The 13416-nt window shown below is 39.8% G+C and carries 10 protein-coding genes; 3 read left to right on the top strand and 7 right to left on the bottom strand.

Translation table 11 applies throughout. The annotated features are described in order from the left end of the window. Positions 1-292: 292 nt before the first annotated feature. The 5 genes from V7K49_RS16160 to V7K49_RS16140 all read right to left on the bottom strand — a co-directional run bounded on the left by V7K49_RS16160 (position 293) and on the right by V7K49_RS16140 (position 6157). Complete coding sequence (locus tag V7K49_RS16160; protein ID WP_335206420.1) at positions 293-1735, bottom strand: RecQ family ATP-dependent DNA helicase; 1443 nt, start codon at positions 1733-1735, stop codon at positions 293-295. A 289-nt stretch (positions 1736-2024) separates the two neighbouring features. Beyond that, positions 2025-2360: a hypothetical protein gene (locus V7K49_RS16155; protein ID WP_335206419.1), complete on the bottom strand. Its 336-nt coding sequence runs from the start codon at positions 2358-2360 to the stop codon at positions 2025-2027. 14 nt (positions 2361-2374) lie between these two features. Continuing rightward, the gene (locus V7K49_RS16150) at positions 2375-3271 is read right to left on the bottom strand and encodes a hypothetical protein (protein ID WP_335206417.1); all 897 of its coding nucleotides are present in this window, start codon (positions 3269-3271) and stop codon (positions 2375-2377) included. A 664-nt stretch (positions 3272-3935) separates the two neighbouring features. Next, positions 3936-5540, bottom strand: coding sequence for a 2-isopropylmalate synthase (locus tag V7K49_RS16145; RefSeq protein ID WP_335206416.1), 1605 nt, complete (start codon positions 5538-5540; stop codon positions 3936-3938). 95 nt (positions 5541-5635) lie between these two features. Further along, a complete protein-coding gene (locus tag V7K49_RS16140) occupies positions 5636-6157 on the bottom strand; it encodes a LabA-like NYN domain-containing protein (protein ID WP_273766051.1) in 522 nt (173 codons plus the stop codon). 738 nt (positions 6158-6895) lie between these two features. On the opposite strand from V7K49_RS16140, the gene V7K49_RS16135 reads away from it, so the two are divergent. Beyond that, the gene (locus tag V7K49_RS16135; RefSeq protein WP_335206414.1) at positions 6896-9247 is read left to right on the top strand and encodes a CHASE2 domain-containing serine/threonine-protein kinase; all 2352 of its coding nucleotides are present in this window, start codon (positions 6896-6898) and stop codon (positions 9245-9247) included. 209 nt (positions 9248-9456) lie between these two features. Here the strand turns inward: V7K49_RS16135 and gorA are convergent, their stop codons facing one another. After that, positions 9457-10803, bottom strand: a complete 1347-nt coding sequence (gene gorA, locus V7K49_RS16130; RefSeq protein WP_335206413.1) for a glutathione-disulfide reductase — start codon at positions 10801-10803, stop codon at positions 9457-9459. Positions 10804-11085: 282 nt separating this feature from the next. After that, positions 11086-11745: an exonuclease gene (locus tag V7K49_RS16125; protein WP_335206412.1), complete on the bottom strand. Its 660-nt coding sequence runs from the start codon at positions 11743-11745 to the stop codon at positions 11086-11088. A gap of 130 nt (positions 11746-11875) precedes the next feature. On the opposite strand from V7K49_RS16125, the gene V7K49_RS16120 reads away from it, so the two are divergent. Together V7K49_RS16120 and V7K49_RS16115 are read left to right on the top strand one after the other, a co-directional pair. Continuing rightward, complete coding sequence (locus V7K49_RS16120; protein WP_335206410.1) at positions 11876-12421, top strand: LuxR C-terminal-related transcriptional regulator; 546 nt, start codon at positions 11876-11878, stop codon at positions 12419-12421. 31 nt (positions 12422-12452) lie between these two features. Further along, positions 12453-13295 (top strand): NACHT C-terminal helical domain 2-containing protein, encoded by an 843-nt coding sequence (locus tag V7K49_RS16115; protein WP_335206408.1) that lies wholly within the window; start codon positions 12453-12455, stop codon positions 13293-13295. The last annotated feature ends 121 nt before the right edge of the window (positions 13296-13416 follow it).

The following is a 13416-nucleotide window of genomic DNA, read 5'->3' as shown; positions in this document are numbered from 1 at the left end:
GGCTCCGCCTCCCTTACTCGCGGCAGAGCCGCAATCTCCAGCCAGAGGCTGGAAACGAGGTCTTGTCTTAAAGGAGTCTTGGCTTAAGTTGATACCCATGAGCATTGCTGTGCCCTTACAACATGTGTGGTTTAATTAAATGAAAACTGTTGTAAATTTACAGTAACAATCCTGAACCAAACCTATTAGACATCTCTATAAATTAGGTTTTCATCTAAACAGCATAAGGGATTGAGATTCTTTTTCGGAGATGTCTATTGGATAGGGGACAGGTGACAGAGAACAGCGCAGTTTAGCAGCAATTGTCGCAATGTCCGCAACGCCAATTAGCTGCTTCTTTATCAAAACCAAAGGCATTTAATAAAAACTGCCAACGACATTGCTTAGTTGTCAGATATTGATGCATTTGTTTGGCGGCATGTAATTGCGTTGGTGGCTGAGTTGCCGCTTTTTGCCCAATGGTGTAATGGAAAGGATCAAGCCAGTTTAGCTGACCATTGCTATGGAGTAAAGCTAAGGCGATCGCACCTTCGGGAAATTGTCGGGTTACTGCATTCACTTCTCCCTGTTTTGGTAATTTTTTCACAAGTTGCTGCGCTATCTGCTGTTGCGATCGCATTTGTTCTTGAAAAAACTCCTGTCTTTGCTTATCCTCTGGATCTAACCACCCCGTAGGTTCACTCACCAATGTCAACGCTTGGGCCGGTTTCCCATCTCTTCCAGCCCGGCCAATTTCTTGCACATATTCAGATAGAAGATGTGGTGCGTGAAAGTGAACCACCCAGCGCACATCAGATTTATTTATCCCCATACCAAAGGCACAGGTACACACAACAAAGGGAATTTTACCACCTAACCAGCTTGCTTCTACTGCACGGCGTTCTGTTGCACCCAATCCCGCATGATAACTAGCTGTGGCATAACCCATCTCTGCTAACCATTGGGCTAAATCTTCGCTATCTTTCCTAGTGCGAACATAAACTAATCCAGATTGTTGCGGTCTATTTTGAATAAACTTTAATAATTGTTGTTTCCTACCTCGTGGTGTCCAAGCAATGCGGATGCTAGGATGCAAATTAGGACGGTAGGGATTCAAGCGAAAAATCTCTGGTTGCTGTAATTGTAAAACTGTTTGAATAATTTTTTGGGCTGAGGGGTCAGCAGTAGCGGTAAAAGCAGCAATGCTAATTTTTGTTCCCGGTGGTTTTGATTTTAGTAGTGCAGGACGCACAGCCCCTAATCTACGATAAGCTGGGCGAAAAGTATCACCCCACTGCACTAAACAATGGGCTTCATCCAAAATTAAGCCATTAATTTGCAACTGCGGCTGACATAATCTTTCCCAGACTGGTGCACTTAACAAAGTTTCTGGCGATAAATAAAGTAATCTTAGCTGTTGATTTTCTAAAGCTTGCAGAGTTGCACGACGTTGAGATGAAGACAATTCACTATGTAAAAGTGCAGCTTTTTGGTGGCTTTCTCGTAGTTCCTGTACTTGATTTTCCATCAACGCCACTAAGGGTGAAACTACCAAAGTTAATCCTGTTTGTAGCAGTGCGGGAAGTTGAAAACAAATCGACTTACCGCCACCTGTGGGCATAATTATCAGTGCATCTTTTTGTGCTAATAAACTGCTGACAATTTCTCCCTGTGGTGGACGAAAATCCTCATAACCCCAGATTTTTTGAAAAGCTGCGCGAACTTCTTGCCAAGATTTTGTTGTCGGCTGATTCATAATCAATGCTAGATGCACCCATATCTTTGAACACTAAATATAGCCTCTGCTATCTAGCTAATGGTTCAGTAATTTCATCATCTTAGGCTGCAATCCACTGACTACAAGAATGAATTAGAATTAATTATTACACATCAACATATTATTAAATAGAAGATTCAGCTAGATGAACCAAGAATTAAAACTCGCAATCATAAAAAAAACAACGCCTGATGACGTTATTTATGGTTTTGTAGGTAGGCAGCGAGTTACCTCCTTGGCTTAAGCATCCATTTAGCTTAGTTTCATATTAAGGTAATGGCAAAACAGATGAAACGACTCCTTCAAGAACCCTAAATAATTCGGAAAAGATGTTTATAGTTGTGGCAAGGCTCTTTAAAGAAGCAATTTGCTTTTTGATCTTATCTATACCATCTAGAAGGTCTTTAGAAGCTTGCTCTAGTTTTTTTATGACTAGTTCTATCTGGTGTGCTCTTAATGTATTAACATAGTGTGAAAACTCGGTTATTCCCTTATTAAAACTGTTTATTTCTTCTTGGCTTAGTGTATTTATGTATTTCTTTGTCTCTGAGGAATTATACAAGTAATTCTCAAATTTCTCTAAATCATCTATTGTTAGTGACATTAAAGTATCTCCTATTATTTATCAGCATTTTGTCTAGGGAGCAGAACAGGTGAAGAATTGATTTCAGTGATAACTCGGTTGATTTTTTCACGATCAATATTTCCACCCACTATTTCTTTGAAAGCAGTTCTTAACTCCATTTCTCTAGCACTCGCTTCATCAAATTCCTTGTTCTGCTGAGTAAAACTTAAAATCTCTTGGCGTTTTTTTATCCAATCATCAGAATTAAATTCTTCATTAGGCTCCACTATAAGTTGATCTTTGAGACGGTTTTCTTGAGCACTTCTGATAAACAACAAATCTGCTCTTATTCCATCACCAAGTATCTTTATGAGTATCTCCTGATAATTTAATACTTGTGTCAAAGTTGACTTTCTAAACCGTAACTCCTCTCCAAGAGCACCTCGAACGGAGTTAGAAACCAACAGTTGAGTAACATCTCCTAATAAACCTTTTTTAACGAGATGATTAGCCTTAATTTCAGTGCCCAAGGTGTTTAGACTCTCTGCAATGTTATCAGCATCATCTTTCGCAGTTTGAACTGTAGTAGTATCACCAAAAGAAGCTAACGTACCCAGAACAGTGAAGTAGCGTCTTAAAAGGTGTGTTTGTCGACTCAACAAATCTAAAGCATCAAGATATGACGCATCATCTTGTGATAAAGTGTCATAAGAACTAGTACAAGTTTCAACAGCTAGTGGTTTAACCGGTGGTTTACAGAGCACAAGAATTTTTTCAGAAGTAGAATTTATTTGAGTATCACCTGCAAAACTGATGAGGTTTTCAACACTATCTGAATAAGCTATGCCAGCCTGCGTTAAGCGCTTATACTGTTCTGTAGAGGATCTACAACCACTAATAGATACAATCAAAACTCCTAGCAACAAAACAGAATGAGATTTTTGGTTCAAGTAGCACCTCCATAGTAGAATGTCTCTTTTTCCTAGAAAATCAATAAGTTGATGTTGAAGCACTTTAAATGATTTCTCTTTGTGCTTCTCAAATTCACATTAGTTCAAGCAACAGTTGCTAACCCTGCTGGAATATTAAACGAACAGCATGATATTGCATAATTTATACCTCAATTAAGCAATAAACTGTCGGCATCTAAATTTTACTTTTTGGAGCCTAAAAACCTTGTTGTGAGGTTTTAAACTTGAAAAATTCAATGCGTCTCAGAGGATGTTTTAAAAGGGTCTTTTGCTTTCATAATTAGCACAGGCAAGTATCTCGATACATGGCTAAAACCTTAATTTTTCGTCGGAGTTAACCCAACTCAGAACGGCAAAATTATACCTTTTGCGACTTTTAAAACATCCTCTCAGATCATTGATGTAGTTGTGTGTATTTAAGTATCATCACACGTTTACTTGACTTTGCAATAGTATTTTGACAAAAAACAGCGCTAATGTAATTCAAACATGCTTATACATTTATACATATGTAATTAGCAGGACTTATGCAAAAAATCACCGAAACCTTTATTTTCATGTAGTGGCAATTAATGAGTTACCGCTATCAACAAAAAAATAACCCTCTATGCATTGCAGAGAGGGGTTAGAATCTCAATTATTTTTACACTTTCTGTGCAGATACTTTCTCTGGCTTTTCTTGAGTTTGCAATGCATAATACAGCCTGTTCAGCGCATTTACATAAGCTTGAGCAGATGCCACGATAATATCCGTATTCGCTGCATGACCAGAAAACACTCTAGATTCATAACGTAAACGAATCGTCACTTCTCCAATGGCATCAATACCAGCTGTTACTGACTGCACAGAAAACTCAATCAACTCGTTGGGCACATTCACCACCCGGTTGATGGCTTTGTAAACTGCATCCACTGGGCCAGTCCCGATCGCAGCATCGGTTAATTCTTCACCTTCTGGGGTGCGGAGGGTGACTGTAGCGGTGGGTTTGGCATTGCTACCACAGGAAACTTGCACCAACTCTACCCGGAACAAATCAGGTGCTTGTTGGATTTCATCGTTAACGATCGCTTCTAAATCCCAATCAGAAATTTCTTTCTTTTTATCTGCTACCTCTTTGAATCTGACGAATGCTTTATTTAACTCAGTATCCGACAGTTCAAAGCCCAATTCTTTCAACCGAGTGCGAAAAGCATTTCTCCCTGAATGTTTACCCAAAACTATTTGATTGTCTGTTAAGCCAATCAATTGGGCATCCATAATTTCATAGGTGAGTTTGTTTTTTAACACACCATCTTGGTGAATCCCAGACTCATGAGCAAAGGCATTCGCCCCGACGATCGCTTTATTTGGTTGTACTAGCATTCCCGTCAAATTAGAAACTAAGCGTGAGGTTTTGTAAATTTGCCGGGTGTCGATATTTGTCAGGGATTCTTGAGATTCTTCTGGTCTTCCGAGATAGGGATTAAAATATTGTCGCCGCACATGCAGCGCCATGACTAATTCTTCTAGTGACGCATTTCCGGCGCGTTCACCAATCCCATTGATCGTACATTCTAGTTGCCGTGCGCCATTTTTGACGGCTTCTAAGAAGTTAGCAACTGCCAAGCCTAAATCATTATGACCGTGAACAGAAATAATCGCTTGGTCGATATTGGGGACATTTTCGATAATGCCCTTAATCATTGCCCCAAATTCGCTAGGGGTTGTGTAACCCACAGTATCGGGAATGTTAACTGTTGTTGCACCAGATGCGATCGCTCGCTCTAACACTTGGTAAAGAAATTCTGGATCGGTACGGGCCGCATCCATTGGTGAAAATTCTATATCTGTCATGAAGGACTTGGCGTATGCTACCATTTCCTCGGCGATCGCTAGTACTTCTGCCCGTGACTTCCGTAACTGATACTCTAAATGAATATCAGAAGTCGAAATAAATGTGTGAATTCTGGCGTTAACTGCTGGTTTTAACGCTTCTGCGGCTGCTTCAATATCTGCTTTAATTGCTCTTGCCAAACTGCAAATTACTGGGCCATTTCCTGTCCCCACAATTTGGGAAATTTTCTTAACTGCTTCAAAATCTCCAGGACTAGCAAAGGCAAAGCCTGCCTCAATTATATCCACGCCCAGACGCGCTAATTGCTTGGCAATAACTAGCTTTTCGTCTATATTCAGAGTCGCTCCGGGACATTGCTCTCCATCTCGCAGTGTAGTATCAAAAATGATGATTCGATCAGTTTTGTTTGTCATTTGCCGTTTCTTGTTTAGTTGTTACTTGTGGCTCAAAATATCTTCAACCTTAGTTTTTCTTTTACTCTTACCTTTGTAAATAATTGCTAAGGCTACTAACCTTCGGTTTTTTCTATTTGATCTCTGATATCATTTAAATCTATATATCTGTCAGTAGCATTGCGTAGCTCTCTAGCTATCATTCCTTCTGTTGATACTACCGTAATATGTGTATTTTTTGAGCGTAATAATTCGATTGCTCTTTCAAAATCTCCATCGCCACTGAATAATACTACTCGGTCATACTGGTCTACTGTATTAAACATATCTACAACAATTTCAATATCTAAATTCGCTTTTTGCGAGTACCGACCAGAAGTATCATCATAGTATTCTTTAAGAATTTTAGTTCGGACTGTATATCCCAGACTAATTAGAGCATCTCTAAAACCTCGCTGATCTTGTGGGTCTTTTAAACCAGTGTACCAGAATGCATTAATTAAGGTTGTTTCTGATTGCTCATGTTTTAAGTATTCTAAGACTCGCCGCGGGTCAAAAAACCAGCCATTTTTTTGTTGAGCATAGAACATATTGTTTCCGTCTACAAAAATAGACAGACGATTCATTGGAGAACCCATACAAATTTACACCTAATAATATAAATGAATTTAGATGGAACAATAGATTATAGCAATTTTCAAATAGCAAGTTTGCTAATATCTATAAAGTAGCTCTTCATCTATAGGTTTTATCCTACCTCTTTCAAGGCATCAAAACGGATGCAACATTGGAGTTGAGATCCTGGGTGCTAAACCTTATTCACCTCCAGCACTGCAAGAGCCACCCTGTGATCAAAATCTACCAATAAAATTGAACCAGTAACAGCATTCATCGCTGTATAACATTAAAGTTTACCCCTAAAGAGGTATAGCATAGGCTTAGGGTAGGATATAAATTAATGCCTATCTATAAGTTTTGCTGTCAGTATCAGGACACGCTTTGTGGGAAGTACCAATATTGCGCTAAAGACAGAAGACGGACTTGGGACGGCTTCTGGTAAAACACCCAGTTAAGAGCGTAGTTGTTGGTTAGGCGAGGGTAAAATCTTGCCGCAACCAAGTGCAGAGGCGAAGTATATCCGGGTCTGATCTGTGAGACAATTACTACTTGTAACTCACTCAACAGGAAAAGAATAACTTAAGCACTACCTGAGTAGGAATCTCTTGGGGCTAGCTCTGCCAATAAAAGTTTGTTGATGAATAGAAGATACTTTACAAATGTATAAGATTGTCATTTAAGTCTTATTTCAATGTGCTTGTACTAAAACGTGGTCTGAATAAATAAAGTGTTGGACTTAAATCAATCAGTAACACGATATGGCAGAAGAACCTACATCTACCTTAACTAAAAACCATGTCTCTGCTGCCAATAGACACTCAAGTAAACCGACAAAAGTAACGTCAACAGCATCGGCTCGCCAATCTAGGTGGATGGTTCGCTTAGGTCATCTCCTCGCTGGTGCTTGGACAATCAGTGCAGCAGTGTTGAGTGCTTCTGGTGGGGACTTGGTTCAAGTAATGGAAAATAAGGCGCTTTCTGGCTTTTTTCAACTGCGTGGGTCGATTGTGCCTCCAGAAGACATCGTAATTTTAGCAATAGACGATCAGTCAATATCAGTTCCCGAACAGTACTATAAAACAAATCCGAAACAGTATGCCTACCTAGAAACACTGAAATCTTATCCTTATAAACGTGCTGCATATGCTCAGGTAATCACAAAGTTAATCAAAGCCGATGTGCGCTCTATAGCGGTAGATGTCCTTTTTGACACGCAAAGTAGTTATGGAGTTACTGACGATCGCCAACTCCAGGCAGTATTACAAAAATATGGCAGCAAAGTTACCTTAGCAGCCGTCTACGAAAATTCCCAGACGCACCAAGGGTCTTTTATACAACTCATAGACCCACAACAGATGTTTCGTAAAGGGTCAGTATCCATTGGCTCAGTTAATTTCCCCGTAGAGGTAGATGGTAAAGTTGATCGATTGGCGAGTGAGTTTTCTAAGTTGTTAGCTGAAGATAATTTGATCGAGAAGCTACCTTCTTTTGATGAAGCAGCGCTTAGGGCAGCACAAGTAAATTATCCTCAACCAAAGGGCGATCGCATTTATTTTTGGGGACCTGCGGGTACATTTGAGCAAATACCCTTTTGGCATGTCCTCGACCCGGAAAACTGGAACACCTATTTACAGCAGGGAAAGGTCTTCAAAGACAAAATAGTGCTGATTGGTGCGACAGATAAGTTAAACAATGATTATTATCCAGTCGCTGCTAGCAACAGCACTCAACCTATGTCGGGCGTAGAAATTCACGCCAATGCGATCGCAACTTTGATGAAAGATAAAGCGATCTCCCCAGGAATTAACAGTGCACCATTGCGAGGTTTGTTTGTGCTAATTCTAGTTGGCAGTACAGCCTTGATGATTAGCAGACGCAAACGTAGTATCAATAGATTTCTATATAGCCTCGCCCTTTCTGGCACTTGGGTAGGAATTAGTTATGGGTTATTTGTCTATGGTCAGTTAATTTTACCTACTACTTTACCAATGATCGCGATCACGATGACCGGACTTTGCTATCTGACAACCTCATTGGTAAGGGAAAGCATCAGAAAACGCCAATTATTAGATATTTTTCAGAAGTATAAAACTTCCCCCGTTGTCCAAGAGATTATTAGCCAACAGGATGACTTACAAGACCTAATCCAGCAACGAGATTTAGCCTTATCAGGGAAAGTTTTGGCTCAACGCTACAAAATTGTCAAAGTTCTCGGTTCCGGTGGATTCAGCGAAACCTACATTGCCATAGATACTCAACGTCCTGGTAATCCGCGATGTGTTGTCAAGCAACTAAAACCAGCCAGCACCAAACAAGAAGCCTTGCAACTTGCCAGACGTTTATTTAACTCAGAGGCGCAAACACTAGAAAAATTGGGAACACACAGTCAAATACCTCAACTTTTAGCGTATTTTGAAGAAGATGAAGAATTTTATTTAGTGCAAGAACAGATAATTGGTCATCCTTTAAATCAGGAACTCCCAACAGGTAGAGCAATTGAAGAAGTTGCAGTTATCAAAATTGTCAGGGACTTATTGCAAACATTAATATTTGTCCATAAAAACAACGTGATTCACCGGGATATTAAACCCGGCAATATCATCCGGCGACATTCAGACGGTAAACTAGTATTGATTGACTTTGGAGCTGTCAAAGAAGTCAGCACAAAACAGCTTGATCATCAAGAGCAAACCCCCTTCACCATTGGTATTGGTACTCAAGGTTACGCACCAAGCGAGCAATGTTTTGGGCGACCACACTACAGTAGTGATATCTATGCAGTCGGCATGGTTGGAATTAAAGCCTTGACTGGTATAGCACCCCGTGAGCTAAATAGAGATGCTGATGGAGAGATAAAATGGAGCGATCGCTCCCAGGTGAGCCACTCCCTAGCTCAGATTCTCAGTAAAATGGTGCTGGATGACTTTAAACAGCGATATCAGTCTGCATCAGAGGCTCTTAAGGATCTTGAAGCTCTTGAAGCTTTTGACGATATTGTAAATTTCCAAAACAGACACCTCATGCCACAGGATAACTCATTAATGAATACTTTAGACGATTTAGGCACTCCCACAAAATCTTGCTCAGAAGGACAAGAGACTGACAAATAAAAAAATATCTAATTGCTGTGGAAGCTGTTCTTGAGCAGGGGAAACAGAATCTGATAGTTGTATTGCATACAAGAACTTGGATAATTTAATTTTTGGAGTTCCCCAAGAATAATTAGGCATAAGGGCGGGGAGCAGAGAAGAAGGATTTTCTCCCATACACGCCGCCCCTTCTCTGTTCGTGTCTTCTTCACTCAATCCTGCACATGATTTTAAGTTAAGGACAAGAATTCTTCTCCTGTCGTGGGATGAATGGCTATTGTTTCATCCAAATCTTCTTTGGTAATGCCCTTGCGAATTGCCACGCCGAGACTTTGAATGATATCTGCTGCGTGTTCACCCACCATATGAGCACCCAAAACTTGCCCAGAATCACCATTTAAGACTATCTTCATAGTAGTTGGCTCATCCTGTTCGATTAACTGATACAACAGTGGTTGGAACTGGGTGCAGTAGCATTGTACAGATTCACCAAATTTTTCCCGTGCTTTCGCCTCCGTCATCCCCACACTAGCCGCTTCTGGACGGCAAAAAACAGCAGTGGGCACATAATCATAATTCAGTTTTTGCGGCTTGTTCCCAAAAACTGTATCGGCAAAGGCAATACCTTCTGCCCGAGCCACTGGAGACAATTGCAGGCGGCTGGTGCAGTCACCTACAGCAAAAATATTTTCTTGGCTGGTACGGCTGTATTCATCTACTTTAATTGCACCATGTTCACCAAGTTCAACATGGGCATTTTCCAAACCAAGATTCTTAGTATTTGGAGCGTAACCTGTCGCAACTAAGATGGTATCTGCTGTAATTATTTCTTGGTTCTCACCAGTAATAGTTAACAACAAACCTTCTTCGGAGAATTTGATTTCTTGACCGATGCTGTTGGTGAACAACTTAATTCCCCGTTTGCTCAAACCTTGTTGTACCGCAGAGCGAATGTCATTATCAAACCCCGATAAAATCATCTCGTCTTTTTCAATTACTGTCACCTCGCAGCCAAAAGCGTGCATCATGCTGGAAAATTCTACGCCAATGTAGCCGCCACCAATGACTGCTAAACGTTTCGGCAGATAAGGCAGCTGAAACATCTCACGGGATGTGATGGCGTATTCTATACCTGGGATTTGGGGCTTGAGGGGTTGTCCTCCCACAGCAATTAAAATTTTGTCTGCTGTAACTTTGCGTCCATCAATATTGATAGTATGGGTATCGATGAAAGTGGCATATTCAGGAATTAGTTCAATTCCAGCTTTGTGTAATTGCTGAAAATAAGATTGGTTAATCTTGTCAATATGCTGGTGTACTGACTTAATAAATAATGTCCAGTCAAAGTATGTTTGACAGTCACTCCACCCATAACTCTGCGCTATTTGATTTTGCAGAGCGAAGTCAGCGGCGTAAACAATCAGTTTTTTGGGAACGCAACCGCGATTTACACAGGTTCCACCGATGGCTTCTTGTTCAGCAACAGCTACACGGACACCGTAACTAGCTGCTTTTTTAGCTGCTGCCAATCCTCCAGGCCCAGCACCAACGACAAACAGGTCGTAATCAAATGTCATAAAAATCTGTTCCTTTTTCACTTTTTGGAAAGCAGAGCTATTTCATCCCTTATAGTTACTCAGACAAAACTTCATCTACTGTCTTTAGGTGGACAAATTGGGATGAAACCAGGCTGATATGTAGCAGATTGCCGCCTTAATAGCAATTACATCCAAAAGGAACAGCGATCGCTCGAATATTGCTAAGTTGTATTACATTATCTTGCCAAAAAAGCATCTTGTCTATTCTACCAGAGGTAAATGTTTGCGATGCCTAGTTTGGGCAGGTATGCGATCGCACTTTTAGGCAGCAACTGCACTGAAGAAAAAATTCAGCCGATTAAGCCATTGATGCCAGACATGAATTAGCCTTGCACGATCAAATTCAAAAATCTCTGCTTCTTCACCTGGCAAAGCTACAACAATGAGAGCATGGTTAATTTTGGAGTTAAAGAGGCGATCGCTATAATACCGATTTATCGCACCACCATAAGCAGCTAGTTGTAAAGGCTTGTCATAAAGCTTATCAATTCTCAGTTTTGGTTCCTCAGCTGTAGTCCATTCAATTACATGCGGAACACCTTGATAACGGGTAACTAAATCAACTTTCCCGGCATAAAGTTCCTTATAGTTAGGCACGATTTCCTCAACAAGTTGAACATCGCTAAGTTGGTTTAGCACAGATTGAACGCTATCCCAATAAGGCTGAATCAGGCTTTTGTCCGGTTTGGGTGAGTAACCTTGCAGGTGTTCTTTAATCAACTGGTGCAAGGCATTTCCTCGGCGACGGCTGTTAGCAGCGATTCGATTTGCCTCTGCATCGCCAACTTTATTGCGCCAATAGGAAAGGGCGGCTAGAGACTTTGGTGGCTGTGTCGCTTTTAAAACTGTGGTGACAGCAGGAAGAAGAACGCCACCATTACCTTGATAGTAGCATCGTCTGTTGATGTAGGTAGATTTCATAAGTTGCCAGTAGTGAATTACTACATCAACTTTTGCGTTAGCCTAGTACACAAGTAATACACATGCTGTGAGTCTTTGTGACTAGATCGAGTACACAGATGTGTACCGTGGTTGTGATGGGCTGATAGTTATGAATCAACAACATTTCAATGCAGTGTTTAATCGCTTAACCGAAAGGCGGCGAGAGGTACTGCTGAAACTACTGGCTAATGAAAAAGATGAAGCGATCGCTAATTCTTTGCATATTCAGAAACCAACTGTCAGAAAACATCGTGAGGAAATTTGTAAGTTATTTGGCTTAAATAATGAATTTTCAGACGAACGCCGTTCAAAGCTTCCACAATTGATTGCTTTATTTGCCAAGTACAAACCTGAGTTATTAAATCAAAATACTTCAGAGTTACCACAAACTGAAAATTTTAGTGAAGATAAAACAATATCTGAAAATCCTGATTTTGTTGGGCGTGAGGATGCGATTGCAGGCGTTAAGCTACAAGATGAAGTATTTGCTATATTGCAACAGGCAACATTCTTGCAGATTGCACCGTTTCCAGAAAGTATCAAACAACTGGAAGATGCTCTTGAAAAGATTCCATCATGCGCAAGAGCTATATTCTTTCTCTCATTTAACATTTCAAGAGTATTTTACAGCAACAAAGCTCAAAAATTTCATTGATAATTGTGATATTAAAGTGCATAGTTTACTATTGAATATTTCAGATGAACGCTGGCGTGAAGTCTTTTCAATAGCTACTAATATGACCTGGGATTCTGAACAAATACTTTTTTTAAAGACTGTAATTGATAATTTTATTAGCAGTGAGGTAGAAGATGAGTTACAAGAGTTGTTATTATGGTTAGAGGAAAAATCAAATTCAGTCACAGTAAAATATAAGTTAGTAACTACTCGAAGTTTTTATTTTTCTCTTGCTTTAGATATGATTTATAACTCTAAAAATAGTTTAACTAGTAATATAGACTTTACTTTAGTCTGTGACATAGATGAAGAATTTTTAATAGATATTACAGGAGCTTCAAATTATGTTGATTCTCTTAATCTTGCTAATGCTACAGAATTTGCACTTGACTTGAATCTTATCAATAAAATTAGAGTTACCTCTGCTGCTGCTCCTATAGATACTATTGCTATTTCTCAAATCTGCACCTCTAACTCCCAATTTAATAAAGAATTAATACAACTTGGACATAGATTACCTCAGTGGGATATTACAGACAATTATGAAAGTGATAATAGTGAAATTGATGAAATAACAGAGTATGATAACTGGTGGAAAGAAAATGGTGAAGATTTTGTAGAAAAATTAAGAAATATAATAATTCAGCATCGCAACATAGGACATAATTGGGAATTTATTAATTCTCGAAATTATAAATTATTGAAGCAGTATTACTATGCTAATAAGCTTTTGGTTAATTGCCTAAATAATGCTGATAAAGCTAAAACTATTAGTTCCAAAATCCGATCGCACATCGAAGACACCCTACTTTTACCCATCGCTGAAATAGAAAAACGACCATTCAAAAATTAAATCGCCTTCTTCTTTGTGTCTTTGTGTAAGTTCTGAATCAAACAAAGGCGGGTGCGGGGTTTGAACCCGCTAATCCCCACAATGGTGGAGACATAACCGATAACCCTAAATTCTTGGCTAA

The organism is Nostoc sp. (assembly GCF_036919675.1).
Taxonomy (GTDB): domain Bacteria; phylum Cyanobacteriota; class Cyanobacteriia; order Cyanobacteriales; family Nostocaceae; genus Nostoc.
This window is presented reverse-complemented; position numbering and strand designations above follow the sequence as displayed.